Annotated in this window: 23 protein-coding genes; 16 read left to right on the top strand and 7 right to left on the bottom strand. The window is 71.1% G+C overall.

Annotated elements, in window-relative coordinates:
- Positions 1 to 58 precede the first annotated feature (58 nt).
- On the top strand, positions 59 to 1,429 hold the full coding sequence (locus tag ACFY5C_RS38975; RefSeq protein ID WP_389454403.1) for a CAP domain-containing protein: 1,371 nt from the start codon (positions 59 to 61) through the stop codon (positions 1,427 to 1,429).
- A gap of 358 nt (positions 1,430 to 1,787) precedes the next feature.
- Here ACFY5C_RS38975 and ACFY5C_RS38970 read toward each other — a convergent pair whose 3' ends face one another.
- Positions 1,788 to 2,303 carry a cupin domain-containing protein gene (locus ACFY5C_RS38970; RefSeq protein WP_389454400.1) on the bottom strand — a complete coding sequence of 172 codons (516 nt, stop codon included), beginning with the start codon at positions 2,301 to 2,303 and terminating at the stop codon, positions 1,788 to 1,790.
- A 511-nt stretch (positions 2,304 to 2,814) separates the two neighbouring features.
- On the opposite strand from ACFY5C_RS38970, the gene ACFY5C_RS38965 reads away from it, so the two are divergent.
- The 5 genes from ACFY5C_RS38965 to ACFY5C_RS38945 all read left to right on the top strand — a co-directional run bounded on the left by ACFY5C_RS38965 (position 2,815) and on the right by ACFY5C_RS38945 (position 8,866).
- Complete coding sequence (locus ACFY5C_RS38965; RefSeq protein WP_389454397.1) at positions 2,815 to 3,492, top strand: AIM24 family protein; 678 nt, start codon at positions 2,815 to 2,817, stop codon at positions 3,490 to 3,492.
- 206 nt (positions 3,493 to 3,698) lie between these two features.
- The gene (locus ACFY5C_RS38960) at positions 3,699 to 4,763 is read left to right on the top strand and encodes a tetratricopeptide repeat protein (protein ID WP_389454502.1); all 1,065 of its coding nucleotides are present in this window, start codon (positions 3,699 to 3,701) and stop codon (positions 4,761 to 4,763) included.
- A gap of 131 nt (positions 4,764 to 4,894) precedes the next feature.
- Complete coding sequence (locus ACFY5C_RS38955; RefSeq protein WP_389454394.1) at positions 4,895 to 5,830, top strand: polyprenyl synthetase family protein; 936 nt, start codon at positions 4,895 to 4,897, stop codon at positions 5,828 to 5,830.
- A 311-nt stretch (positions 5,831 to 6,141) separates the two neighbouring features.
- A complete protein-coding gene (locus ACFY5C_RS38950) occupies positions 6,142 to 7,101 on the top strand; it encodes a threonine/serine dehydratase (protein ID WP_389454391.1) in 960 nt (319 codons plus the stop codon).
- A 154-nt stretch (positions 7,102 to 7,255) separates the two neighbouring features.
- Positions 7,256 to 8,866 carry a serine/threonine protein kinase gene (locus tag ACFY5C_RS38945; RefSeq protein ID WP_389454388.1) on the top strand — a complete coding sequence of 537 codons (1,611 nt, stop codon included), beginning with the start codon at positions 7,256 to 7,258 and terminating at the stop codon, positions 8,864 to 8,866.
- On the opposite strand, the gene ACFY5C_RS38940 is transcribed toward ACFY5C_RS38945, so the two are convergent.
- Positions 8,867 to 10,303 (bottom strand): serine hydrolase domain-containing protein, encoded by a 1,437-nt coding sequence (locus ACFY5C_RS38940; protein ID WP_389454385.1) that lies wholly within the window; start codon positions 10,301 to 10,303, stop codon positions 8,867 to 8,869.
- A gap of 119 nt (positions 10,304 to 10,422) precedes the next feature.
- Between ACFY5C_RS38940 and ACFY5C_RS38935 the strand changes: the two genes are divergently transcribed.
- The gene (locus tag ACFY5C_RS38935) at positions 10,423 to 11,394 is read left to right on the top strand and encodes an LLM class F420-dependent oxidoreductase (RefSeq protein ID WP_389454383.1); all 972 of its coding nucleotides are present in this window, start codon (positions 10,423 to 10,425) and stop codon (positions 11,392 to 11,394) included.
- Positions 11,395 to 11,527: 133 nt separating this feature from the next.
- Positions 11,528 to 12,571, top strand: a complete 1,044-nt coding sequence (locus ACFY5C_RS38930; RefSeq protein ID WP_389454380.1) for a hypothetical protein — start codon at positions 11,528 to 11,530, stop codon at positions 12,569 to 12,571.
- A 29-nt stretch (positions 12,572 to 12,600) separates the two neighbouring features.
- Here the strand turns inward: ACFY5C_RS38930 and ACFY5C_RS38925 are convergent, their stop codons facing one another.
- Both ACFY5C_RS38925 and ACFY5C_RS38920 read right to left on the bottom strand, forming a co-directional pair.
- Positions 12,601 to 13,083: a DUF6328 family protein gene (locus tag ACFY5C_RS38925; RefSeq protein WP_389454377.1), complete on the bottom strand. Its 483-nt coding sequence runs from the start codon at positions 13,081 to 13,083 to the stop codon at positions 12,601 to 12,603.
- An 83-nt stretch (positions 13,084 to 13,166) separates the two neighbouring features.
- Entirely contained in the window at positions 13,167 to 14,150 is a 984-nt protein-coding gene (locus tag ACFY5C_RS38920; RefSeq protein WP_389454373.1) for an aldo/keto reductase, read from the bottom strand.
- A 137-nt stretch (positions 14,151 to 14,287) separates the two neighbouring features.
- Here ACFY5C_RS38920 and ACFY5C_RS38915 point away from each other — a divergent pair, with 137 nt between their 5' ends.
- A complete protein-coding gene (locus ACFY5C_RS38915; protein WP_389454370.1) occupies positions 14,288 to 15,979 on the top strand; it encodes a cholesterol oxidase substrate-binding domain-containing protein in 1,692 nt (563 codons plus the stop codon).
- Between the two features lie 4 nt (positions 15,980 to 15,983).
- Here ACFY5C_RS38915 and ACFY5C_RS38910 read toward each other — a convergent pair whose 3' ends face one another.
- Positions 15,984 to 17,207 (bottom strand): FAD-dependent monooxygenase, encoded by a 1,224-nt coding sequence (locus ACFY5C_RS38910; protein ID WP_389454367.1) that lies wholly within the window; start codon positions 17,205 to 17,207, stop codon positions 15,984 to 15,986.
- Between the two features lie 347 nt (positions 17,208 to 17,554).
- Here ACFY5C_RS38910 and ACFY5C_RS38905 point away from each other — a divergent pair, with 347 nt between their 5' ends.
- On the top strand, positions 17,555 to 17,968 hold the full coding sequence (locus ACFY5C_RS38905; protein WP_389454365.1) for a tyrosinase cofactor: 414 nt from the start codon (positions 17,555 to 17,557) through the stop codon (positions 17,966 to 17,968).
- Positions 17,969 to 18,092: 124 nt separating this feature from the next.
- The gene (locus tag ACFY5C_RS38900) at positions 18,093 to 18,917 is read left to right on the top strand and encodes a tyrosinase family protein (RefSeq protein WP_389454362.1); all 825 of its coding nucleotides are present in this window, start codon (positions 18,093 to 18,095) and stop codon (positions 18,915 to 18,917) included.
- An 18-nt stretch (positions 18,918 to 18,935) separates the two neighbouring features.
- Here ACFY5C_RS38900 and ACFY5C_RS38895 read toward each other — a convergent pair whose 3' ends face one another.
- Together ACFY5C_RS38895 and ACFY5C_RS38890 are read right to left on the bottom strand one after the other, a co-directional pair.
- Positions 18,936 to 19,631 carry a ribonuclease H gene (locus ACFY5C_RS38895; protein WP_389454359.1) on the bottom strand — a complete coding sequence of 232 codons (696 nt, stop codon included), beginning with the start codon at positions 19,629 to 19,631 and terminating at the stop codon, positions 18,936 to 18,938.
- 36 nt (positions 19,632 to 19,667) lie between these two features.
- The gene (locus tag ACFY5C_RS38890; RefSeq protein ID WP_389454356.1) at positions 19,668 to 20,474 is read right to left on the bottom strand and encodes a VOC family protein; all 807 of its coding nucleotides are present in this window, start codon (positions 20,472 to 20,474) and stop codon (positions 19,668 to 19,670) included.
- 150 nt (positions 20,475 to 20,624) lie between these two features.
- Here ACFY5C_RS38890 and ACFY5C_RS38885 point away from each other — a divergent pair, with 150 nt between their 5' ends.
- From ACFY5C_RS38885 to ACFY5C_RS38865, 5 genes are all read left to right on the top strand, one after another.
- Positions 20,625 to 21,632: a zinc-binding alcohol dehydrogenase family protein gene (locus ACFY5C_RS38885; RefSeq protein WP_389454499.1), complete on the top strand. Its 1,008-nt coding sequence runs from the start codon at positions 20,625 to 20,627 to the stop codon at positions 21,630 to 21,632.
- A 322-nt stretch (positions 21,633 to 21,954) separates the two neighbouring features.
- Positions 21,955 to 23,400, top strand: coding sequence for a family 2B encapsulin nanocompartment shell protein (locus ACFY5C_RS38880; RefSeq protein ID WP_389454353.1), 1,446 nt, complete (start codon positions 21,955 to 21,957; stop codon positions 23,398 to 23,400).
- A gap of 16 nt (positions 23,401 to 23,416) precedes the next feature.
- Positions 23,417 to 24,463: a family 2 encapsulin nanocompartment cargo protein terpene cyclase gene (locus tag ACFY5C_RS38875; RefSeq protein ID WP_389454350.1), complete on the top strand. Its 1,047-nt coding sequence runs from the start codon at positions 23,417 to 23,419 to the stop codon at positions 24,461 to 24,463.
- A gap of 50 nt (positions 24,464 to 24,513) precedes the next feature.
- Positions 24,514 to 25,392 (top strand): geranyl diphosphate 2-C-methyltransferase, encoded by an 879-nt coding sequence (locus ACFY5C_RS38870; RefSeq protein ID WP_389454347.1) that lies wholly within the window; start codon positions 24,514 to 24,516, stop codon positions 25,390 to 25,392.
- A 117-nt stretch (positions 25,393 to 25,509) separates the two neighbouring features.
- Positions 25,510 to 26,433 carry an SGNH/GDSL hydrolase family protein gene (locus ACFY5C_RS38865; protein ID WP_389454344.1) on the top strand — a complete coding sequence of 308 codons (924 nt, stop codon included), beginning with the start codon at positions 25,510 to 25,512 and terminating at the stop codon, positions 26,431 to 26,433.
- The last annotated feature ends 3 nt before the right edge of the window (positions 26,434 to 26,436 follow it).

Genomic DNA, 26,436 nt, shown 5'->3' with positions numbered 1-26,436 from the left:
CCAGGACAACCCCACCGGCATCTCCACCGGATCTCGTACGACCCATCAGGACGGCCCGATGAGCGAGTTGGTCCCCGGGGGCAATACGCCCCTCCCGGGCGGCAGCGTGACCGTCCGGGTACCCGGCCCCTTCGACGTGTCCGCGCTCGTGACCGACGACAGCGGCAAGGTCCGCGGTGATGCCGACTTCGTGTTCTACAACCAGCCGTCGGCGCCGGGGGCCCGACTCCAGGGCGACGCCTTGACGGTCGATCCGCCACGCCTGCGCCCGGGTGCCACGCGGGTCACTGTGGTCGTCAGCCCCGCCGACCCGGGCACTCCCCTGGGCCGCCTGCCCGCTCCCGTGCTCCACGTCAACGGCCCGGGCGGCCGTGCGATCGCCCGGTTCGCCCCGCCGCGTCCACGGCAGGAGACCTTGCTGCTGCTCGCGGAGATCTACCGGCGCGGCGACGGCTGGAAGCTGCGGGCCATCGGGCAGGGGTATGCGGACGGGCTGGCAGGGCTGGCGCGCGACTTCGGGGTGGACGTCATCGAGGACGCGACGCCGAGCCCTGTCGCCGCGGCACCCGCGCCGATCACTCCGGCCGGACGGACGGCACGGTCCGCGATGCACACCCTGTCCGCCGTCACCGGCCCGCACGCCCCCACCCCCGATCGCGACGGCTTCCTGGGCCTGGTCAACTCCGCGCGCGCCGGTGCCGGTTCCCCGCCCGTCACCCTCGACGCGCGCCTGGCCTCCGCCGCTCAGGCACACGCCTCCGCCATGGCAGCGGCAGGGCGCCTCGGCGTCGAGTGCCGCGACGGCGTCTCGGTGTACCAGCGCATCACCGGCGCCGGGTACGCGTATGTCACCGTCGGCGAGCACCTTGTCTCCGGCCCCCGCACGGCCGCCGAGTTCGTCGCGTACTGCCTGCGCACCGAACAGCCCCGCCGCACCCTGCACGACCCGGCCTTCACCCACGCCGCGCTCGCGCGCGTCAGGGGCGGCCGCTCGGGCGACACGTACTGGACGGCGCTGTGGGCCAGGCCCTTGACCCCGGGCGACCTGTCCCGCACGGCGTCCGAGGTCGTCGACCTCACCAACCGGGAGCGGGCGCGCGCCGGGCTGCGACCCCTCGCCGTCGATTCCGCGCTCAGCACCGCGGCGCAGGCCTACAGCGCCGACATGGCGGTCCGGGCCTTCTACTCCCACACCTCGCCCGAGGGGACCGAGCCCTGGGACCGGGCGGCCGCCGCGGGCTCCCGCATGCGCTCGATCGGCGAGAACATCGCGTGCGGCCAGCGCTCCCCCGCCGAGGTCGTGGATGGCTGGATGAACAGCCCGGGCCATCGCGCCAACATCCTCAAGCGCGACTTCACCCACATAGGAATCGGCTTCGCGGGCGGCGGACCCGCCGGCACGTACTGGACGCAACTCTTCGGCGCCTGAGGGTCCAGGGAATCCGACCCGCCGCGATCTAGTGCTGTGACCGCACAGGTTCGCCGGGTTGGTGGTCGTGGCGTTGAATGTGCGGTGACGGTCGAACCGACCGCTGGAGCCGCGGGTGGCTGAGCCCGTTCGTGTGCACAGACTGACCGACCAGGTGGGGCAGAAGCTGCAGCAGATCGTGCGCCGCGGCAGTAGGCAACTGTGGGTCAGATGGTCGGCTTTGGTGAAGCCCGCGTTCCGCGTAATTCAGCGGCCTGGAGTGCCGAATCAGGGGGCTGACCTGGGCGGGCATGGGTGCGGCGGCCTGGAAGGCGTTTCTCTGGGCGGTGGTGTTCTGGCTGGTCACCGGGTTGTGGGTTTACGCTCCCGGCGGCGTCAGCCCGAACCGCGCGATGACGTCCGGCAGCCACTCCGGCTGGCCGAATTCGAGCCCGTACTTGGCCACGAGTGCCGGGATCGCGTCCGCGGACGGCGGCGGGCCGTCGGCGAGCATCTCGGCCACCTCGCGGAAGCAGTTCTCGAAACCGGCCGGGCTGATGATCTCGATCATGCGGGCAGGGACCGAGCCGGCGTTCCACATGGCGTGCAGCTCGCCGCGCGGCTTGGTGATGTAGCCGCCGGGGCCCAGCACGGCTTCGCGGTCGCCTGAGCGGAAGCCGATCTCGCCTTCGGTGACGATCGAGTACTCGTCCTCGCGGGTGTGCAGGTGCGGCGGCACCAGCGCGCCGACCGGGAACGGGTGCTCGACGACCGACAAGGCGCCGTTGGTATCGGCACCCCAGAGCTTGAAGACCACTCCGATGGAACCGAGGAAGCCCTCGGCGCCCTCGCCGGGGCGAACGACCGTGAGCGGAGGGACCAGTTCCTCGGTCATGGCGATCACTCCTCTGATCGATTTCGAGAGACACTGGTGTCCTGCTAAAAGTGTCCACCCCGGACTTCCTGGGTCGCATCCTGGCGACTCGACGATGTACGCCTCGTCGGCCTCGGCTCTCCGCCGCGGTCGGCCGCAGGACCACTGCGGCTCCCACGCGCCGGGCCCCGGTCGTTGAACGCGTGGATCACATCGCGGGCGGTGTCCGGATCGGCCGCGACCAGCGCGGCGATCGCCTCGTCAGTGTTGCCCGAGGACGACGCGAGGATCATCATCGCCCTACGGACCTTGATCGTGCCGTGCCGCCCGCCGCACGATCCGCAGCAGGGTGCGGCCCTCGTCGTCCGTCAGCCGACGGGCCCGTACTGGCCTGGCCATCACAGGACTCCTTTCACGACGAAGTGGCAGGTCCTGCACCTGACCGGAAACCGAGATCGTCACACCCCAACCCGGCCGACCATCGTGGTCAACGCACTAGGCAGAACGGGAGCCTCCGGGACAGGATGCCCGCATGAAGGGTGACCTCTTTTCCAACGAGCACATGGTCCAGCCCGCCACTGCGCCGGGCATGACGATCGAGAACGCCAAATGCATCAAGTACGCGGTGAACGGCGAGATGCACGCCCGTCAGGGCGCGATGGTCGCCTACCGCGGCAACCTCCAGTTCGAGCGCAAGGGCCAGGGCGTGGGCGGCATGCTCAAGCGGGCGGTGACCGGCGAGGGGCTGCCGCTGATGGCGGTGCGCGGACAGGGCGAAGCCTGGTTCGCGCACGAGGCGCAGAACTGCTTCGTCGTCGACGTCGACCCCGGCGACGAGTTCACGGTCAACGGCCGCAACGTCCTGTGTTTCGACGCCTCGTTGTCGTACCGGATAGCGACGGTGAAGGGCGCCGGCATCACCGGCGGCGGCCTGTTCAACAGTGTCTTCTCGGGGCAGGGCAGGCTGGGCCTGGTGTGTGAGGGCAATCCGCTGGTCATCCCGGTCTCGCCGCAGTACCCGGTGTACGTCGACACGGACGCCGTCGTCGGCTGGACCGCGGGCCTGGACACCTCGCTGCACCGCTCGCAGTCCCTCGGCTCGATGCTGCGCGGCGGTTCCGGGGAGGCCGTGCAACTGATGCTGCAGGGCCAGGGCCATGTCGTCGTACGGCCGAGCGAGGCGACGCCGCAGAAGTCCCAGCAGCACTGATACCGCCGCCGTGAGGTGATCTGCGCCTCACGAGCAACCCCGTCCGCCCTGCCGACGTCTTGATCGACAACAAGTGAAGCCCTGGTCGTCCTTTCCGGCCAGGGCAGGTTTTCAACGCTCTATACACGCCATGTATACCCATCACGTATACGCACTGCGTATACACAGAGAGTAGAGATGACGTGTATATCGATCGAGAGGCATCGATGTACGGCAAGGCATTCGCCCCGGAGTACCAGGGAGCCCTCACCAAGCTGTCCGTGAACTCCTCGCTGACCGACGTACTGGCCGCCGGCACCGAGCAGTTGAGGGCGGCCGAGCGGTCCGGGCAGCACGGCGAGGCGGCACGCTCGGGGCTCGCGGTCGCCGAGGCGCACCGGCGGCTGGGTCAGATCGGGGACGCGGACCGGGCTTGGAAGGCGAGCTACCGCGCCGCCCGGGAGGCCGACGACACCGCGGCGATGGCCTGGGCGCTGTGGAGCGGCGGCACGCTGGCCCGGCAGCGCGGGTCGTTCGCCCTGGCCCGGCGGCTGCTGCAGCTCGCGGCGGACTTCGGCGAGCGCGGCGGCGACATCGTCGTGCGCGGCTACTCCCTGGCCGGTCTCGCCGAGACCGGCCGCATCCAGGGCGATTACGGCGCCGTCCACCGGCTGCACGAGCAGCTGCTGGCCGAGGCCCGGCGGCGCGGCGAGGCACGGCACACCGTGTGGGCACTGGAGGGCATCGCCCAGATCCACCGCAACACCGGCTCCTACGACACCGCGTACGACCTGTTCGAGGAGGCGGCCGGGATCGCCGCGGGCGCCGAGGACCGGCGTGGCCATGCCTGGGCGCTGCGCGGGCTCGCCGACGTCGTCTCCGTGCGCGACGGCGACACGGAACGGGCACTGGCCCTGCTGTCCGAGGCGGAGACCACGTGCCGGGCGATGAAGCTGTCCAGCGCGCTGGCCTACAACCACAAGATGCGCGGCAACGTCCTCTACCGCGCCGGGCGTTACGCCGAGGCCCGGGACCTGTACGAGCAGGCGCTCGCCGAGTTCCGCGCCATGAGCGAGCCGCGCGGCCAGGCGCTGTCCCGGCTCGGGCTGGCCAAGTCGCGTGCGCAGCTGGGGTGCGACCGTGCCGAGACGGCCGCCGAACTGGCCGAGCTGGCCGGGGTGCTGGAGCGGATCGGGCTGCGGCACGCCCGGGAGATGGTGGCGCGGGCCCAGGAGGAGTTCGGCGTCGGCGAGGATGCCATGGCAGGCGCCGGGGCGGGGGCCGTACGGTGACGGCCTCCCCTTTTGCTCTCCGGGCTCCGTCCGGCGTCCAAGGGCACGCCTCGCCGGTTCAGGCTCCTGCCGACGCCCGCCAAGTCCTCGACCGCTGCCGCGCATTGGTGCGGCCCGCGCTGCGGGAGGCCGTGGGGCGGACGCACCCGTGGGTCGGTGAGATGGCCGCCTACTCCTTCGGCTGGTGCGAGGTGGGCGGCGCGCCCGCCGCCGCCTCCGGCGGGAAGGGCGTACGGCAGGCGCTGGCCGTGCTCGGGGCCGAGGCTGCCGGTGCCCCTGGGCGGCTCGCGGTGCCCGGGGCGGTCGCTGTGGAGCTGGTGCACGCGTTCTCCCTGCTGCACGACGACATCATGGACGGCGACACATCCCGGCGCCGCCGCCCGACCGTGTGGAAGGCCTACGGCACGGGGCCCGCCGTCCTCGCGGGTGACGCGCTGTTCGCGCTGGCCGTCGAGACGCTGGCCGCCGCACCGGCGGGCCCGCCGGCCGTACGGCTGTTGTCCGTGGCGTTGCAGGACCTGGTGCGTGGGCAGGCGGACGATCTGCTGTTCGCCACGCGTCCGTGGACGGGGCCACAGCGGGTGCGGCCGGACGAGTACCGGACGATGGCCGAGCACAAGACGGGCGCCCTGCTGGGCTGTTCGGCAGCGCTGGGCGCCCTGCTCGGCGGTGCCCCGCCCGCCACCGTCGCCGCCCTCGACCGGGCGGGCCGGCATCTGGGCATCGCCTTCCAGGTGGTCGACGATCTGCTGGGCATCTGGGGCGACCCGGCTGTCACCGGCAAGCCGGTGTACGGCGATCTGCGGGAGCGCAAGAAGACGTTCCCCGTGCTGGCCGCGCTCCACTCCCGCTCCGGCGCTCGCGTCGCCGTGCTCCTGGAGTCGGCCGCCGACCCCGGCGAGGTGGCCTCGCTGATCGAGGAGGCGGGCGGCCGCTCGGCCGCGCTCGCGGAGGCCCGGCGCCATGTGACCGCCGTGGAGGCCGCTCTGGCCGACGTACCCCTCAAGGCCAGGCCCGCCGGCGAACTAAGGTCGCTGCTCGACTTCCTGGTCCGGCGCGACCTGTGAAGACCCGACCCGCAGCAGGGCGGTGCGGGCCGAATCACCGTGCCGCCCGCGAGCCCGACTCGACCGACGCCATGGACCACCGCGGAAGCCACTCCGACCGACACACCCCCCAAGGCCGAAGACCCGCCGACGAACTACGGCCGGTGCTCGACTTCCTGGTCCGGCACGACCCGTGAAGACACGACCCGCAGCGGGACGGTGAACGCCCAATCACCGTGACGCCCCGCGGCGAGTCCGAGTTGACCGGTGGAGGCTCCCGCGTCAGGGTGCCAACGGCGTGGACCCCGCCCCGCGCCGGAAGGGTGACTGCCTTGATCGGGATCTCCGATGTCGAAGCCGTGGCCGACCTCATCGCCGGCCACGTCGTCCGCACGCCGACCGTGCCCAGCCCCGGCCTGTCGGCCCTGCTCGGCGTCCCGGTGACGGCCAAGCTCGAACTGCTGCAGCGCACCGGCTCGTTCAAGGCCCGAGGGGCGACGGCGAAGCTGCTGTCGCTGACCGAGGCCCAGCGGGCGGCCGGGGTGGTGGCGGTGAGCGGTGGCAACCACGGGATCGCCCTCGCGATGACGGCCGCCGTCCTCGATGTGAAGGTCACCGTGGTGATGCCGCGTTCGGCGCCGGTCCGCGCCGTGGAGATCGCCCGCGGCGCCGGGGCGTGCGTGCGGCTGACGGACGACATGGACGGAGCGTTCTCTCTCGTCACGCGGCTGCGGGACGAAGGGCTGACGCTCGTCCATCCCTTCGACGACCCGTTGGTGATCGCCGGCCAGGGCACTGTAGGGCTGGAGTTCGCCGACGACGCCGGTGAGCTCACGGACGTCATCGTCAGCGTCGGGGGCGGCGGACTCATCTCCGGCGTCGCGGTCGCGCTGCGGGCCCGCCGTCCGGGCGTACGGATCTGGGGCGTGGAGACCGAGGGCGCCGAGGCGATGTCCGCGGCGCTGACGGCGGGCGGGCCGGTGCCGGTGGCGCTGTCGTCGATCGTGTCCACGCTGAGCGCGCCAACCGCGTCCCGACTGACGTACGACCATGTGTCCGCCCTGGTCGACGAGGTGCTCGTGGTGCCGGACCGGGAGGCGGTGCGGGGTGTGCTCGAACTCGCCGAGCACGCCAAGCTGTGGACCGAGCCGGCCGCCGGCTGCCTGCTGCCCGCGGCCCGGCGCGTCCTGGAGCGGGTCGGGGACGGAGCGCGGCTCGGGCTGGTGGTGTGCGGGGGCAACGCGACGACCGAGGACGTGCTGCGCTGGGCGGCGGATTTCGGGGTTCACTGAAACGTCGGCTCGAATTCCTTACTTTTTCGTCAGGTTACTCACGCGTAAGTAGCAAAGGAAAGGAACAGCCCTTTAGTTGAGGTTTTCGTTGAACGCTTCCTGTCCCGTCTCTCGTACTTCCTGTGAGAAATGAGATTCAGGGGTTCAGCGAGGGATGGCCATGGTCAAGGCGCGCGTCTCCACATCCGAGTTGGTCGCCGGGAGGTACCGGCTCGTCGATGTCGTGCACAGCGAGACGAACCGCGTCAGTTACTACGGCGAGGATATTGAGACCGAACACCCGTTCCTCCTCACGCAGATCGGGCTCCCCGACGCCCCGAGCCCGGACGACAGGCGCCGGGCCACCTCGCGCATGCTGCGCACGTCCGAGCGAATAGGGCTGCTGCGCCCGGGCGCGGTCGCCACGGTCGTGGACGCCGTCGAGGACGGCGGGAACCTGTGGATCGTCACCGAGTGGATCGACGGCACGCCCCTCGGTGAACTCCTCACCCAGCAGGGCACGTTCAACTACGTGCGGGCCGCGCGCATCGGCCTCGAACTGCTGGACGTACTGGAGGCGGCGCATGTCGCCGGAATCACGCACGGCGAACTGAGCCCCGGCCAGGTGTTCGTACGCGGCGACGGCACCGTGGTGGTCACCGGCTTCGGACTGGCCGGCGCGACCCTCGCGCCGCGGATCGCCGCGCCTTCGTACGCTTCACCGGAGCAGGCCCGCGACGAGCACATCGGACCGGCATCCGATCTGTGGGCACTCGGTGCGATTCTCTACGCCATGATCGAGGGGCGCCCGCCGTATCGCGAACGGGACCGGCCCGAGGCCACGTTGAAGGGCGTGGACCGGCTCCCGCTGCGCGCCCCGGTGCGTGCCGGGCCGCTCACCCAGGCCGTGCAGGGACTGCTGCGCAAGGACTCCAGGGAGCGGCTGAGCAGACCCGTGGTCCGTGAGGCGTTCGTGCGCGTCCTGAACGAGGATCCGCAGACGCCTCTGCCGGCCGAGCCGCGTCCCCGGCTGCGGGGTCTGTACGCCGTCGGACCGGGCTGGGGCAGACGCGCCATGATCGCCGGCACCGCGCTCGCCGTCGTCACGGTCGCCGCGGCCGTCCTGGTGATGACCAGCGACCGGTCGGACGATTCGGACCCCTCGGCGGCCGGTACGGCCCCCAGCCCGTCGGCCTCCGCCGAGGAGCCCACGACTCCGGCTCCGAGCGCTTCCCCCACGAAGGAACCCACGGCCTCCCCCACTAGGAGCGCGCCGGAGACCGCATCGCCCACCCCGTCCCCCTCGGGCACGGGGCTGCCCTCCGGCTTCCGGACGTACACCTCACCGGAGGGCTTCTCCCTCGCCGTTCCCGAGGACTGGCAACCCCTGAACACCACGCGCGCCTCGGACCTCGCGTACCGGGTCGTGTTCGGTGCGGAGGGCGATCCGCGCACGCTCGCGGTCACCTACAGCGAACGCGTCGGCCCGGACCCCGTCGCCGTGTGGCGTGACGACGTCGAGCCCGGACTGAAGCGGGCCGACGCCGACTACGAACGCATCGGCGACATCGAGGCCACCACGTACCAGGGGTACCGGGCCGCCGACATCCAGTGGCTCGCCGACGTGGACGACACCAGGGTGCGCACGTTCGGCCGTGGCTTCCTCATCGGCGACGGCCTCGGCTACTCACTGCGCTGGACGACCCCGGCGGACGACTGGAACGACGCCGACAACCAGGAGGCCCTGGACACCGTCCTGCGCACCTTCCGGGTGCCCGAAGCCTGATCAGGCCGGCCCGCGGGGTGCGCACATGGCCCACAGCGGCAGGCCGTGCAGCGGTTCGGTCCGCCAACGCGCCGTGAACGTCCGGTCCTTGAGCGAACACGTGACTTCCAGGTGGTGCGGGGTCTCCAGAAACGCGATGTCCACGGCGAGGGTGTCCGCGTCGGTCCAGCCGCCACTGACCGCGGTGGGCACCGCCCCCTCCGTGACGGTCCAGTCGGCCTTCCCCAGCCGCAGCCGAAGCGGGTGACCGTCGTCCGTGAGCGTCAGGGCCCAGCCGTCCGCGTCCGGCGCGAGGTCGATGGCGGTCAGCCTCGACAGCTTCCCGCCAATATCGCCGTACGGGGTGAACGCGGCGGCGGACCATGCCTCGGCCTGCTGGGGCGGCGCGGGCTCACCGTCAGCGGGCGGCAGCGCCAGGCCCGCCAGTCGCTCGGCCAGGGCCACGTCCGCCGCCTCGCCGCCCGTCAGGGGCGCGGGGCGGAACGCGGGCAGCAGATGCTCCCAGACCAGTTCCAGGAGGCCCGGCATGTTCCAGGTGTCCGCGGTCGTCGCGATCACGGCGTCCTGCTCGGGCAGCACCAGACAGAACTGCCCGAACGCGCCGTCTCCGCGATAGCCGTGCCGGGACATCCAGAACTTGAAGCCGTACCCCTGCTGCCAGTCGTCCCCCGGCATGACGCCGGAGTTCGAGATCTGCGGACGTGAGGCCTCGGTCACCCACCACTCGGGCAGCAGCCGCTCGCCGTCCCACATCCCGCCCCGCAGATACAACTGGCCCAGCCTGGCGATCGCGTCAGTCGTGGCGTGCAGTCCACTGAAGCCGAGCTCCTGACCCCCGCGGTAGCGCAGCCACGCGACCTCGCCGATGCCGAGCGGGTCCAGCAGGCGCGGCCGGAGATATTCGGTCAGCGACTGACCGCTCGTCCGCTGGACGATGGCGGCGAGCGTGAAGGTGGCGGGCTGGTTGTAGGCGAAGACCGTGCCCGGGTCGCGGGGCGGGGGCGCCAGCAGGAATCCGCGGACGAGGTCCTCACGGTCCAGTACGCGCGCCTCGTCGAGTGCGTCGGTCTCGTGTCCGCTGGCCATGGACGCCACATGCCGCACGAGCATCGCGCGGCTGCGCGGATCGGTGATGTCGGCGTCCAGCTCGGGGAAGTACGAGATCACCGGGTCGTCGAGACGGATCAGCCCCTCGCCCGCGGCGATCCCGGCGGCGGTCGCGGTGAAGCTCTTACTGATCGAGTAGAGCAGGTGCGGGCGTTGGGAGGTGTACGGCGCCCACCAGCCGGACGCGACGAGCCGGTCGTGGCGCATGATCATCAGGCTGTGCGGCTCGATGTCGGGGGCGGCGTCGAGGGCGTCGAGGAAGGCGAGGACACCGGAGGCGTCGACGCCCTGGGCTGCGGGCGTACCCGAAGGCAGCGGGCGAACACTCATGCGAGCATCCTCTCCGATTCCGGGGCCATGGCAGAGGCGTTCCCGCCCGGGCCCCGCATTCCGTGCCGCCCGTCCCGTCAATCCCGTTTTCACCATCTGTGTCCGGGGACTCGGGCCGCATGGTGCAGATCGGATACACGATGATGACCGAGCAGGCCGCCCCTCGTGACCTGGTGGACCATCTGGTCCGCGCCGAGGAAGCCGGCTTCGACTTCTCTGTGACCTCGGACCACTACTTTCCGTGGCTGCGTTCGCAGGGTCACTCTCCGTACGCGTGGAGCCTTCTGGGCGCGGCCGCCCAGGCCACGTCGCGAATTCCCCTGATGACCTACGTGACGTGTCCGACGTTCCGCTACCACCCCGCGGTGGTCGCGCAGAAGGCCGCCACGATGCAACTGCTGTCCGAGGGCCGGTTCCGGCTGGGGCTCGGCTCCGGCGAGAACCTCAACGAGCATGTCGTGGGCGGTGGTTGGCCGTCCGTGGACGTGCGGCACGAGATGTTCGAGGAGGCCGTGGAGATCATCCGCACCCTCTTCGAGGGCGGCCATGTGAACCGTCGCGGCACGCACTTCGACGTGGAGTCGGCCCGCCTGTGGGACCTGCCGGACCAGCCGCCGCCCATCGGCATCGCCGTCTCCGGTGAGCAGTCCTGCGAGCTCGCGGGCCGGCTCGGCGACCTGGTGATCGCCACGGAGCCCAAGGCGGACCTGCTGGCGGCATTCGACCGGCACGGCGGCGCGGGCAAGCCGCGGGTGGGGCAGCTCCCCGTGTGCTACGACCCCGATCGGGACACCGCGATCAAGCGCGCCCACTCCCAGTTCCGCTGGTTCGGCGGCGGCTGGAAGGTCAACGCGGAGCTGCCGCACCCGGACTCCTTCGAGGCGGCGACCCAGTTCGTCACCCCGGACGACGTCGCCGAAGCGATCCCGTGCGGCGACGACGTGGATGCCTTTGTCGACGCGGTCCGTCCGTTCGCCGCAGCCGGTTTCACCGAGATCGCCCTCGTCCAGATCGGGGGCGAGGAGCAACGGCCCTACATCGACTGGGCGCAGACCACGCTGCTGCCCGCGCTGCGGGACGCGCTCGGCTGACGCACACGCACGCACGCGCACCCGGCGATACCGGGGACCGCGAGAGCGTCGTCCGCGCGTGCCATAGGCTGCCGGTCGGCACCCGAGCCTTCCCGGCGGTGCCTTCCGAGCAGCCCCAACAGGAGAGTCATCCGTGTCACTGGCGTTCGTCCCGCCCGAGACGTCCCCCGCGTCCCAGCCCCCGTTGTCCGACCTCGTCGCGCGGGACGCGCGTGAGTTCGGGGTCTACGCGCGGACCGGAGGATGGGCCTTCGGCCTGATGGTGGCGCGCAGCGTACGGCCCGGCGGGCAGGGCGCGGGCGAGACGCCGAAGGTGTCCGCGAAGGAGTTCGCCGAACTCGCCGGGTGCTCCCCCGACCGCGTCATGCGCTACTACAAGGCCTGGGACCGGGCCGCCGACGACGGTCTCGTCCCGCACTTCGAGACGCTCACGCCCGGCCAGGAGGTCGAGCTGCCCGACGCCGACGTGTGGCTCACCTACTACGTCTCCCGCAACAGCGCCACCTCCGAGCGGGGCACCGCCATCACCGAGGCTGCCGAGGCCGAGGGCATCCGCCCGACGAAGGCGCTGGAGGTCGCCGAGAACCCCACCGCGCTGCGTGCCGCGATCCTCGCCGACCCCTCGACCGCCCGCGCGGCCCGCCAGGCGCTCCTTGACCGGGTCCGCGAGGACCCGGATCTGCAGGCCGAGTTGGCGCGGGACGTCGTCCGTACCGACGACCTCAAGAAGGCCGTCGCCACCGAGAGCCGCGCGGCCGACCGGATCGGGTACGTCCGCCAGATCGCCGAGTCCGGCCAGATCAAGACCCCGGCCGGGCAGACCCTCGACGCGCCCGTCGATCTGCGCCAGGAGGCGGAGCGGCATCTGTCGCTCATCGACGAGCTGGAGGACGAGGAGGACACCGGCCAGTGGGCCACCGAGGCCTACGACACCATGAAGTCCCTCGTCGCCGAGACGGTGGAGGCCGACCCCGAGCTGCGCGTGCAGGAGCGGCGGACGAAGTTCTACAGCAGCCTGCAGCGGGCGACGAAGGTCTTCGAGGAGCTGACCTTCGACGATGTGCAGGAGTTCGTCGAGGACGACATGGTCCAGCAGTTGGAGGAACTCCAGCAGGCCATCTCCACGTGCATCGCGGCGCTGCGCGCGACACAGGAGAACTCGGCGCGAGCGGAGTAGCTGCCCTCACACCGTCCAGGCGCCGCCGCTCACTCTGTGTGGCGGCGGCGGGTCCACAGCGGCAGCCCGAACCAGCACACCACGTACCACACGACCACGCCCGTCACCAGCCAGGGCACCCAGTCGTCGTGCGTGGCGACCCGCAGGATCAGCAGGAGCGCGGCCGCCATGGTGGCCAGCAGCAGGATCAGGCCGAGCAGCGTCAGCCGGGAGGCCCACTCCACCGCCTGTGGCTTGATGCGGCGCCCCGACACCAGTCGGTGCAGGGACACGGGACCGATCAGGGCACCCGTTGCGGTGGCGCCCAGGACGACCGTCACGATGTAGATGGTCCGGTCCGTGTCGCTGAGGGTGTCGTACTTCGGTGTGAACACGACGGTGAGCAGGAAGGCGAACAGGATCTGGACGCCCATCTGGGCCACCCTGACCTCCTGGATGAGCTCGCCCCACATGCGGTCGGCACGCTCTTCCTGGGTCTCGTCGCGTCCTGTCCGGTTTTCCTTCGTGGTCATGCACTGCGGGTAACCCCGGCGGTGAACATTCAAACAGCGGGGCTCCGGGTGCGGCTGGGGCGCCGTCCCGGAGCCGTAGGCGACTACCAGCGGCTTTCCACCTGGTCCTTGATCCGCCGGTCGTAGAGATCCCTGATCGCGCTGAGCGTGTCCTCGGACAGGTCCGGCAGCGCGGCGGCGGCCGCGTTGCCACGGGCCTGCTCGGGGGTACGGGCGCCCGGGATCACGGAGGTCACACCCGGCTGCTGGATGATCCAGCGCAGCGCCAGCTGGGCCGGCGTGTAGCCCTGCGGGGCGAGTTCGGCGAACTCTGCGGCCGCCTCGACGCCGGTGGCGTAGTCGACGCCGGAGAAGGTCTCGCCCTGGTCGAAGGACTCGCCGTGCCGGTTGTAGGTGCGGTGGTCGTTCGCGGCGAAGACGGTGTCCTTGGTGTACTTGCCCGACAGCAGCCCGGAGGCCAGCGGCACCCGGGCGATGATGCCGACGCCGGCCTCGTGCGCGGCGGGCAGCACCTCGCGCAGGGGCTTCATGCGGAACGGGTTGAGGATGATCTGCACGCTCGTGACACCCGGGCGGGCGATCGCGGTCAGCGCCTCCTCACAGGTCTCCACGCTGACGCCGTACCGGGCGATCCGCTCCTCCGCGACCAGGGTGTCCAGGGCGTCGAACACCTCGTCCGTCGAGTAGACGGGCGTCGGCGGACAGTGCAGCTGCACCAGGTCGAGGCGGTCGACGCCGAGGTTGCGGCGCGAACGGTCGTTCCAGGCACGGAAATTGTCGAGGACGTAGTTCTCGGGGATCTGGTCGACGCGGCGGCCCATCTTGGTCGCCACGAGGATGTCCAGCTCGGGCCTGGCGCGCAGGAACGTGGCGATGGTCTGCTCGCTGCGGCCGTCGCCGTACACGTCGGCCGTGTCGAAGAAGGTCACTCCCGCCTCGACCGCTGCCTCCAGCACCGCCAGGGCTTCCTTGTCGTCGACGTCTCCCCAGTCGGCGCCCAGCTGCCACGTACCGAGACCGACGACGGATGCCCGCTGGCCCGACCTACCGATTACACGCTCGTCCATGGCGTCAGTGTGTCACTCGTCATCCAGGTGCGCGGAACAGGCCCCTCCGCCTCGCTGCCTGTGAATCCGTCACTCACACGGGTGAATCAATTCGACAGGCGAGCGGTGCCTGTCAAGACGGTGCCTAGCGTGAGCGCGTGACCGACGACTTCAGCCGCAGGGGCTTCCTGCGCACGGCAGCGGCCCTGACCGCCGTACCGACTCTTCTGCCGGCGGATCCGGCCGCCGCGGCGCAGGAGTTGCCCGACTTCCCGGCCGATGTGGCCCTCTACCGCTCGGCCTACCGCAACTGGGTCGGCGAGATCACCGCCGACGGCCTGTGGGCCTGCGCGCCGGACCGACCGGAGCAGGCGGTCGCCGTCGTCAACTGGGCCTGGCGGCACGGCTGGAGAGTCCGTGCCCGGGGGGCCTCCCACGGCTGGTCGCCGCTGACGATCACGCAGGGCACCCCGTCGGAGGCGCCGGTCCTCCTCGTGGACATGGCCTCGCATCTCACCGGCCTGTCCCTCCAGTCGCCGACGGCCGTGCGCGCCGGCACCGGCGTCACCCTGGAGGGGCTGCTCACCTACCTGGAGGAACACGGCCTCGGCGTCACCGCCGCGCCCGCGCCCGGCAACCTCACCCTGGGCGGCGCCCTGGCCGTCGACGCGCACGGCACCGCCGTACCGGCGCGCGGTGAACGGCGGCTGCCCGGACACACGTACGGTTCGCTGAGCAATCTCGTGCTGTCGCTGACGGCCGTCGTCTGGGACGAGGAAAGTGGCGCGTACGTGCTGCGGACGTACAGCCGTGACGAGGCGGACTGCGCCGCCCTGCTCGCCCACCTCGGCCGCTCGCTGGTCACCGAGGTCGTGCTGCGCGTCGGCGCGAACACCAACCTTCGGTGCGTCAGCCGTACGGACATTCCGGCGGGCGAGCTGTTCGCCGCACCCGGCGCCGACGGACGCACCTTCGCGAGCTTCCTGGACCGGGCAGGGCGGGTGGAAGCGATCTGGTTCGCCTTCACCGAGTTCCCGTGGCTGAAGGTGTGGAGCGTCTCCCCCACCCGGCCACCGGTCTCGCGGCGTGTGACGAGGCCGTACAACTACCCGTTCTCCGACAGCGTCCCGACCCCGGTCGCGGACCTGGTGGGGCGCATCGTGTCGGACGGGGCCTGGTATCTGGCACCGGTGCTCGGAAACGCGCAGTACGACGTGGCCGCCCTCGGACTGGTGGCGACGCTGTCGGGGGACATCTGGGGTCCGTCGAAGAACACGCTGCTGTATCTGCGGCCGACGACTCTGAGGATCGCCACGAACGGCTACGCGGTGCTCACCAGCAGGGCGCAAGTGCAGCGCGTGGTGGCCGAGTTCACGGCCTTCTACCGGGAGCGTCTCGCGGCGTACGCCGACCGGGGGCAGTTCCCCGTCAACGGGTCCGTGGAGATCCGGGTGACCGGCCTCGACGACCCGGCGGACGCCGACCTGGCCGGGGCACGGGCCCCGCTGCTGTCGGCGCTCCGCCCACGCGACGACCGTCCCGAGTGGGACACGGCCGTCTGGCTCAACATCCTGACGCTGCCCACAACACCGCACGCGGAGGCCTTCCTGAGCCAGATCGAGCGGTTCGTGCTGCGCACCTTCGACGGGGAGTACGCCATGACCCGCGCCGAGTGGTCGAAGGGCTGGGCCTATACGAAGGAGGCCGCCTGGAGCGACGGGGAGGTGCTGGGCACGGTCGTGCCCGGCTCGTTCGGGGAGGGCGTGTGGGGCGAGGCCTCCGGGGTCCTGGACCGCCTCGACCCGCACGGCGTGTTCGGCAACGCCTTCCTCGACCGGCTGTTCCGGTGAGGCCCTAGGTCCGGGACGCGAGAGACCTGGCGTGCACGGTGCGCGCGACCTTCGGTCCGAGCCAGCGCTTGAGGCGCCGCATGGCCTCCAGTTGCCCGGCGGCCCTGTCGATCCGGTAGTACAGCTGTGGCGGCACGTGCGGCAACAGGGGTGAGTGACGCTGGCCGAGCAGGGCGAACATCTGGTCCGGGGGCAGCTGGAGGTAGCGGGGCAGGTTCTCGTACCACTGGGCGCTGTATCGGGCCGCGCTCTGGATGGCCAACAGGGCCTGCTTGCGCTCCCGTTCGTAGTGGGCGAGCGCCTCCGGGAGGACCGGGTGCTCGTGCAGCGCGCCGGCGAGGGCGATGGCGTCCTCCAGGGCGAGGGTGGTGCCCGCACCGATGGAGTAGTGCGTGGTGTGGGCGGCGTCGCCGAGCAGGACGAGGTTGTCGTGGTGCCAGGTGCGGTTGGAGAAGGTGCGGAAGGGCCGCCACCGGTCACCGCCGTCGGCGCCGGAGCGGCCGATGAGGGGGTGGCCGTCGAGGATGCCCTCGAAGAGCCTCTCCAGCAGAGCCAGACCGTCGGCCTCGCTCGCGGTGTCGAAGCCCAGGCCGGTCCAGGTCTCGGGGGCGCATTCGACGACGCAGGTGCTGGCGTCGGGGCCGAGGCCCTTGCCGTAGCCGTATCCGTAGCACCAGATCCAGCCGTGGGCGGTCTCGACGAAGGCGAAGGTGAACGCGTCGAAGACCTTGCTGGTGCCGAGCCAGAGGTAGCGGTTGCGGCCGGCTCTGGCCTGGGTACCGAAGTGGTCGGCGTACTGGGTGCGCAGGGAGCTGTGGACGCCGTCGCCCGCCACGATCAGGTCGGCGGCGGGAAGGTTCTCCGGCGTGATCTCGTGCTCGTAGTCCAGCCGTACGCCCAGTGCGCGGGCGCGTTCGGCGAGGATCTCCAGCAGCCGGTGGCGGCCGATGCCATGCCCCGAGTCGCTGGGCCGACGGGTCGTCACGCCCCGGACATGAGCGACGCCTTCGTCCCAGCGGACCGAGCTCTCCTCGATGGCGCGAGCGGACACCGGGTCGTGCTCGTACAGCTTGACGAGCAGCCCGCGCCAGTACGTGACGCCCCAGCCGTAGGTGGAGCCCTCCGGATTGCGCTCGTGGACGGTGATGTCGTGCGACGGGTCCCGCAGCTTCAGCAGGATCGAGAGGTAGAGGCCGGCGGGCCCGCCACCGACACAGGCGATCTTCACACATACCCCTTGAAAATACGCAAATCGGCCATATCTGCTCGGCAGAGTAGCAGGGCGGACACCCCATCCCGCGGCATTGCGGATCGCGCCACTTTCCGCGCGTGAGGTGGGCCACGCGCGGCGGCTCCCCCGGTGAAGGACCATCCGGAACGCGATCTCCAGGGGGAGGAATTTCCCGTTCCGGGGCTTCAGGTCCACCGTCGCGGCAAGATCACCTTCCTTCAACCTTGCACGACATGTAGTTACTTGTCCGGATCGGGGCCAACCACTGCCGGGGGATTTCTTCCGCTCTCGTCCGGCCCGATAGGCATGCGGAGTCGTCAACCCAACGAACTCAGGAGGTCCGCATGCCGGAACTCAGCCGTCGCCGTGCGCTCACCGCCGCGGCCGCCCTCGCCACCGTCGCCGGTGTCCAGACGGTCACCGCGCGCACCGCCACGACCGCGTCCGCCACGCCCGCCGCGTCCACCGCGTCCACCGCCGGGCACGACCACCACGCGCCGACCCCTTCGCCCTTCGACGAGGTCTACAAGGGCCGCCGGATACAGGGCGGGCCGGCCACGGGCGGCGGTCACGAGCACCACGGCGCCGGATACGCCGTGCTCGTCGACGGGGTGGAACTGCATGTGATGCGCAACGCCGACGGCAGCTGGATCAGCGTCGTCAGCCACTACGACCCGGTGCCCACGCCGCGCGCCGCGGCCCGCGCCGCCGTGGACGAACTACAGGGCGCGGCCCTCCTCCCCTTCCCCACCGGCTGAACGCCGACTGGCACCCGGCCGACCGCCGACTGCCCGCCGTCCAGCGCGCGCGAACCCCTTGTCGAGCAGGCAGCGCTTGGCGCCCACTGACTCGCCCCACCCGCACTTTGGAGCACCAGCAACCATGACCGTCCGCAAGAACCAGGCCCTGCTCACCGCCGACGAGAAGCGGCGGTTCGTCTCCGCGCTCCTGGAGCTGAAGCGCAGCGGCCGCTACGACGAGTTCGTCACGACCCACAACGCATTCATCGTCGGCGACACCGACAACGGCGAGCGCACCGGACACCGTTCACCGTCCTTCCTGCCCTGGCACCGCAGATTCCTACTCGAGTTCGAGCGCGCGCTGCAGGAGGTGGACGCCTCGGTCGCGCTGCCGTACTGGGACTGGAGCACCGACCGCTCGATACGGTCCTCGCTGTGGGCGCCCGACTTCCTCGGGGGCACCGGGCGCAGCCGCGACGGACAGGTGATGGACGGGCCGTTCGCGGCGTCGATCGGCAACTGGCAGATCAACGTACGCGTCGACGGGCGTACGTTTCTGCGACGGGCGCTCGGCGCCGGCGTCCGGGAGCTGCCGACCCGGGCCGAGGTGGAGTCGGTGCTCGCCATGCCGACGTACGACATGGCGCCCTGGAACAGCGGGTCGGACGGCTTCCGCAACCACCTGGAGGGCTGGCGCGGCGTCAATCTGCACAACCGGGTGCATGTGTGGGTCGGCGGCCAGATGGCGACCGGCGCGTCGCCCAACGACCCGGTGTTCTGGCTGCACCACGCCTACATCGACAAGCTGTGGGCGGACTGGCAGCGCCGGCACCCCGGCTCCGGCTATCTGCCGACGGCCGGGACGCCCAACGTGATCGACCTCAACGACACGATGAAGCCGTGGAACGACGTGCGCCCCGCCGACCTGCTGGACCACACCGCGCACTACACGTTCGACGCGGCCTGAGCCCCGCAGGGCTCAGCGTCACGCCTCGGCGGTCCGGCACTCCGGGTGGCCCCAGCCCTGGGCGTTCTTGGCGATGGACTCGCCCGCCGCATAGCCGCGGCCGCACAGGCATCGGCCGGGGAACTTGGCCTTGATGGTGCGCGAGGAGCTGCCGTTCTTCCGGGGCGCGGCGGCCTTGCGGCGCGGGGCCGACTTGGCCTTCGGGGTGTCCGGGGAGGGCGGCGGCTCCGGTGAGCCGAGGCCGCTGCCCGCGGCCTCCTGCACGGTGGCGGCCTGGCTGGCGGCGCGGTCGGCGAAGTCGTTCAGCGGGTCGCCGTCGACCTGGTGGGCGGGGACGTAGCGGAACTCGACCGTGCGGCCGTCGAGCAGTTCGTCGATGCGTACGACCAGATCCTGGTTGGCGACCGGCTTGCCGGCGGCTGTCTTCCAGCCGTTGCGCTTCCAGCCCGGCAGCCAGGTGGTGACGGCCTTCATGGCGTACTGCGAGTCCATGCGGATCTCCAGCGGTACGCCGGGGTCGGTCGCGGTGAGCAGCTGTTCCAGGGCGGTGAGTTCCGCGACGTTGTTGGTGGCCCTGCCGAGCGGTCCCGCCTCCCAGCGGGCCGGGGCCTCGGTCTCGTCGGCAACGACCCAGGCCCAGCCCGCCGGTCCGGGGTTTCCCTTCGAAGCCCCGTCGCACGCGGCCACTACACGTTCACGCATGTGTCCGATCATGCCATGGGCGGGCCGGGTGCCCGGTCGCGGAGTCGGTCAGGAGACGTCGCTGAGCTTGGGCATGTCGCCCTCGGTCGTGCCGGTGTCGATCACCGAGAAGTTCGCCCCCTGCGGGTCGCTCAGCGCCGCGAACCGGCCGAACGGGCTGGTCATCGGTCCGAACCGCAGCACACCGCCGAGCTTGGTGGCCTTGGCGACGGCGTCGTCGCAGTCGGGGACGTTGAAGTAGACGTTGATCCACGGCGGGATGTCGGGCGGGAAGTCGTCCGTCATCTTCATCCGTCCCAGGGCCATGTTCTCCTTGCCGCCGAGGGTGTAGAGGCGGAAGTCCATCTCCCCGGCCTCCATCTGCTGCTGCCCGTAGCCGAAGACGGCGGGGAAGAAGGCGTCGGACTTCTCCGGCTCGCGGGTGAAGATCTCCGACCAGCAGAAGGCGCCGTGCTGGTCCATCTCCGTCTCGAAGCCCTTGTGGGTGCCGGGCTGCCAGATTCCGAAGACGACACCGCCGGGGTCCCGGGCCAGGCACATGCTGCCGAACTCGCCGACCGCCATCGGCTCCATCAGGATCTCGCCGCCGTTCTCACGGATCTTGGCGGCGCTCGCGCCGGCGTCGGAGGAGGCGAAGTAGAGGCACCACTGCGACTGGCCCTCCTGGCCGGGCATGGGCGGCACCACCGCGGCGGCCGCCTTGCCGTTCGCGTAGGCCTGGGTGTAGTTGCCGAACTCCGTCGACTCCTCGCCGAACGTCCAGCCCAGGACGTCGCCGTAGAAGCTCTTTGCTCCCTCGACGTCACTGAACATCGCGTCGGCCCAGATCGGGGTTCCTTCAGGTTTCACGGCCATGGTTGCGGCCCTCTCCCGGATCGGTGAGCTGTCCGGATTCTTACGCTAGCCACCAGGCCCTCCGGCCGCGCGCCGAATGGCCGGTTCCGCTCCAGACTGGGGTGGACGGCAGCCGGTCGGCGAACGGGACACGGTATGGCGGACGGGACGATGCGCGCGTGGTCGGTGGTCGAGCCGGGGCCGGTCGAGTCGGGGTCCGTCCGGCCGGTCGAGAAGCCGGTGCCGGTGCCGGGGGACGACGAGCTGCTCGTGCGCGTGCGGGCGTGCGGGGTGTGCCGTACGGATCTGCATGTCGCCGAGGGTGATCTGGAGGTGCACCGGCCGGGTGTGACGCCGGGGCACGAGGTCGTCGGCGTGGTCGCGGGGTTCGGGGCGGCCGTGAGCGGCTTCGGCATCGGGGAGCGGGTGGGGGTGGCCTGGCTGCGGCGGACCGACGGTTCGTGCGGCTACTGCGCGCGGGGCGCCGAGAACCTGTGCCCGGCCTCGGGGTACACCGGCTGGGACGCCGACGGCGGGTACGCCGAGTACACGACCGTGCCGGCCGCGTTCGCGTACCGGCTGCCCGCCGGCCTGGACGACGTGTCGTGCGCGCCCCTGCTGTGCGCCGGGATCATCGGGTACCGCGCCCTGCGGCGCGCCGCGCTGCCACCGGGCGGGCGGCTCGGACTGTACGGCTTCGGGGGCAGCGCCCATCTGTGCGCGCAGGTGGCGATGGCCGAGGGCGCCACCGTGCACGTCCTCACGCGCGGGGCGGCCGCGCGGCAGCTGGCGCTCGATCTGGGCGCCGCCTCGGCCCGCGACGTACAGCACACGCCGCCGGAGCCGCTGGACAGCGCGATCCTGTTCGCTCCGGTCGGCGAGCTGGTCCCGGTCGCACTACGCGCCCTCGACCGGGGCGGCACGCTGGCCGTCGCGGGCATCCACCTCTCCGACGTCCCGGCACTGCACTACGAGACCGAGCTGTTCTACGAGAAGCAGCTGCGCAGCGTCACCTCCAACACGCGCGCGGACGGCCGCGAGTTCCTGGCGCTCGCCGCAGAGCACTCGGTGCGCGCCACGACGCACACGTATCCGCTCTCCCGTGCGGACGAGGCGCTGCGCGATCTCAAGGCCGGGCGCTTCGACGGGGCAGCCGTGCTGGTGAACGACGTCTCCTGAGCCTTGTGCGGCCCGCGCGCCGGACGGGGGACACGAATCACGAGAGCTCGCAGGTCGCGCCCCTCGCGCCCGCACGTCGGGGCGAACGCGACCGGCGTGCAGGCACGTGCGCGTGTGCCCTCTGCTTCCAGGGAGGGTTTGCGCCACCCAGGTGGCAAAACCGCCCCCTTCACGCCGTACCGGCCCCACCACCGGCGCTGTTTGGCTTGTCCCTGCGGCGCGTGCGGCTCACCAGTGCCACTGGGCAGCCCCTATCACGCGCCCGCGGTTGCCGTCGTCACCGACCACTTCGCTCACGCCCGATCACCCTCTAGGGAGATACGTGTCCGTACCCGACAGCGCCACCGGACCCGCCACCGACGACTCCGCCCCCACCGCCACCTCCGCCGACGGACAACTCACCAGTCTCAGCACCCATGCGGCGCGCCAGCTCACCACGACCACCAAGTCCGAACCGCAGATGCAGGCCATCTCCTCGCGGTGGCTGCTGAAGATGCTGCCGTGGGTGGACGTCAAGGGCGGTACCTACCGGGTCAACCGGCGCCTCCAGCTGCGCGTGGGCCGTGGCCGGGTGCAGTTCGAGCAGAACGGCGCCGACGACATCAAGGTCATCCCGCAGACGCTCACCGAACTGCCCGCCCTGCGCGGCTACTCCGACATCGATGTCCTCAAGGAGGTCGCGACCCGTTTCCGGGTGCGCGAGGTGCGGGCCGGCCAGGTGCTCGTCGCGGCCGGGCAGTCGGTCACGGAGGCGTACCTCGTCGTGCACGGCCGCTTCACCCGCTTCACCGAGGGCAAGTACGGCGAGGAGGAGATCCTCGGGGTCGTCACCGACGGGGACCAGATCGGCGACGAGGCCATCGGCCAGGCCGACCCGCTGTGGCGGAGCTCGGTGCGTGCGGAGACAGCGGGCGTACTGCTGGCACTCCCCTGGGCCGTGGTCGCGGAGTTCGTCGACCGGGTGCCGTCCCTCGCGGCACACCTGGAGGCGTACGGCGAACGCCAGAAGCTGCCCATGAACCGCAAGGGCGAGGCCGATGTTCCGGTGCAGGCCGGCCACACCGGCGAGCCGACGATCGACGGTGGTTACGTCGACTACGAACTCGCCCCGCGCGAGTACGAGTTGTCCCTCACCCAGACCGTGCTGCGCGTGCACACCCGGGTGGCCGACCTCTTCAACGACCCGATGAACCAGACCGAGCAGCAACTCCGCCTCACCATCGAGGAGATCCGCGAACGGCAGGAGTGGGAGCTGGTCAACAACCGGGAGTTCGGGCTGCTGGCCAATGCCGACTACGGGCAGCGCGTCAGCACGTTCACGGGGCCGCCGACCCCCGACGACATGGACGAACTGCTGTCGATGCGCCGCAAGACCAAGCTGTTCATCGCTCACCCGAAGGCGATCGCGGCCTTCTTCCGGCAGTGCAACCGGCGTGGTCTGGTGCCGGGCACGGCGAACGTCGACGGGCACGAGATCCCCGCCTGGCGGGGTGTGCCGATCTTCCCGTGCAACAAGATCCCGATCAGCCCGCAGCACACCAGCAGCATCATCGCGCTGCGCACCGGGGAGGGCGACCAGGGCGCCATCGGGCTGTATCAGACGGGCATCCCGGAGGAGTACCAGCCGGGCCTGAACGTGCGGTTCATGGGCATCGACGCCAACTCGATCATGCGCTACCTCGTCACCGCCTACTACTCGATGGCGATCCTCGTCCCCGACGCGGTCGGGATCCTGGAGAACGCCCAGATCGGCCGGACGGCCGAGTGACCGCGTGGAGCACCCGATGAGCACCCCCGCCTTCGCACTGCCGGGACCGCCGAACATCGCGAGCTCGTTGCGCACCCAGCGCCGCACCGGGGCGATCCCCGGGCTCCGGTACCGGCAGGTGCCCCCCGCCGACCCGGCGAAGGCCGCGGAGGTCGACCGCAGGCTGGAGGAGTGGGCCCGGGACCTCGATCTGTTCCCCGAGGCGTGGAAGGGCGACTTCTCGGGGTTCCAGTTCGGGCGGGCCGTGGTGCTCCAGCATCCGCAGGCGCTCGACCTGGAACGTCTGACGGCCGCGGGCGAGTTGCTGCTCGCCGAGAACGTCGTCGACTCCTGCTACTGCGAGGAGGACGAGGGCCGGGGCGGCGCACGCCGGGGCCTCGGGGGCCGGCTGATCATGGCCCAGTCGGCGCTCGACCCGTACCACGGCATTCCCGAGCTGGAGGAGGAGTGGCGGCACGGCGTGCGGGCCGACGGTCCACTGCGCTCGTACCACTTCGCCCTCCAGGACTACGCCGCCTTCGCCACCCCGAGCCAGACCGACCGCTTCGTCCACGACATCGCCCGGCTGCACCTGGGCTACCTCGCCGAGGCGGCCTGGGCGGAGACCCGGTACGTCCCGCAGGTCTGGGAGTACCTGGTGATGCGGCAGTTCAACAACTTCCGCCCCTGTCTGTCGATCGTGGACGCCGTGGACGGCTACGAACTGCCCGAGGTGGTCTACGCCCGCCCCGAGATCCAGCGGATCACGGCGCTCGCCTGCAACGCCACCACGATCGTCAACGACCTGTACTCCTTCACCAAGGAGCTGGCGAGCGACCCCGACCATCTGAACCTGCCGCAGGTCATCGCCGCGAACGAGCGCTGCGGTCTGAAAGCCGCCTACCTCAAGGCCGTCGAGATCCACAACCGGATCATGGAGGCCTTCGAGGAGGAGTCGGCCCTGCTGTCCGCCACTTCACCGCTGGTCGAGCGGTACGCCCGGGGCCTTTCCGACTGGGTGGCCGGCAACCACGAGTGGCACTCCACCAACACCCACCGCTACCACCTGCCCAACTACTGGTAAAGCGCGATCGAATGACAGAGCGTCACACGCACCAGCACGAGGAGTCACCGTTGACCATCGCCCCCGACGCCGGCACCAAGGCAGCATCGGTGCCGACCCAGTCCACGTACCAGACCCGCGTCGCGGACTACTGGAACGCCGAGGAGAACCCGGTCAACCTCGAACTCGGAAAGCTCGACGATCTCTACCACCATCACTACGGCATCGGCGCCGCCGACCGCTCCGTGCTCGACGAACCCGACCCGGACCTGCGGCGGGAACGCATCACCACCGAACTGCACCGGCTGGAGCACGCCCAGGCCGAACTCCTCGCCGAGCGGCTCGGCCCCCTCTCCCCCGCCGACCGCGTCTTCGACGCCGGCTGCGGGCGCGGCGGCGGCAGCGTCACGGCGCATCTGCGGTACGGCTGCCACGCCGACGGCGTCACCATCTCGCAGAAGCAGGCGGACTTCGCGAACGCCCAGGCCCGCAAGCGGGGCATCGACGGCCGGGTGCGCTACCACCACCGCAACATGCTGGACACCGGGCTGCAGACCGGGGCGTACGCGGCCTCCTGGAACAACGAGTCGACCATGTACGTCGAGCTCGACCTGCTGTTCGCCGAGCACGCCCGGCTGCTGCGCCGCGGCGGCCGCTACGTGACCATCACCGGCTGCTACAACGACAGCTACGGGCGCGCCTCGCGCGAGGTGTCCCTGATCAACGCCCACTACATCTGCGACATCCATCCACGCTCGGAGTACTTCCGCGCCATGGCCCGCAACCGGCTCGTCCCGGTCCATGTGGAGGACCTCACCGAGGCGACCATCCCCTACTGGGAGCTGCGTGCTGAGGCCGAGCACCTGGTGACGGGCATCGAGGACACGTTCCTCACGGCGTACCGCAACGGCAGTTTCCAGTATCTGCTGATCGCGGCGGACCGCGTCTGACCGACCGTCGGGCGCGCGTCGGCCATGGGTTGCCATGGCCGACGCGCGTCTTCCGCCTTGGGCCGGGCTGTGCTTGCCTGGGGAACCGTTTTCGGTGCCCGGGGCGGGAGTTGCCGTATGCGCAGGCCGTGGATCGTGGGGCTGGTGCTGGCCGTCGTGCTGCTCGGCGCGTGCGGCGATCCGGCGTCCGAGCCGGAGGCGGCGCCGCCTCCGGAGGCACCGCAGGCGTCGGTGACCACGCAGCAGCGGGCGCCGGCCTCACCGAGCGCGAGCACAGGCACCGGCACCGGCAAGAACGCCCCTGCGAAGGCACCCACCGTGCTGTACCTGGGCGACTCGCTCGCCATGGAGGCGCAGGACGTGCTCGGGCAGGAGCTGCGTCGCGAGCTGGGGGCGACGTACACGAGCGCCCCGTATTCGGGAACGACCCTGTGCGACTACCTGGAGGGCACCGGCGAGCGGTCCCTCGTGCCGGTGGCGGACAAGGCGGCCGCCCTGGTGCGCAGGCTGCGGCCGGACTTCGTGGTGCTGCAGTTCTGGGGGAACGCGTGGGGCTACACACCGTGCATGGACGGGATCACCCACGACGCCTCCCCCGGGAAGTACTTCAAGCGGTACGAGGCCGACCTGAAGCGGCTCAGCGACCAGATCGCCGCGGCCGGTGAGACACGGATCGTCTGGGTGCTGCAGGGCCCGGACCCGATCACTCCCGACCGGGTCCGGCGCGTCAACGCCCTGTACGAGCTGCGGGCCGGTGCCTCGGACGACCTGCTCGCCGACGCGGGCAGGACGCTGAGCGCGGCCGGGGCCCGCTATTCCTGGGTCCAGTACCTGCCGTGCACGGCGTACGAGCGCGAGCACGGCGAGTACTGCACCCAGCCGGACCGCGACCGCACCGCCCTGCACCGAGACGACGACTACCTGCACTTCTGTCTGGCGCCCACCACCTCGAAGCCGAGGCCGTGCCCGGTCCGCTCGCCCGGGATCCTGCGGATCGCCCGGGAGGTCACCCGGGTGATCGGCACGCACCCCGTCGGTTGATGC

The organism is Streptomyces sp. NPDC012935 (genome assembly GCF_042900345.1).
Lineage (GTDB): Bacteria > Actinomycetota > Actinomycetes > Streptomycetales > Streptomycetaceae > Streptomyces.
This window is presented reverse-complemented; position numbering and strand designations above follow the sequence as displayed.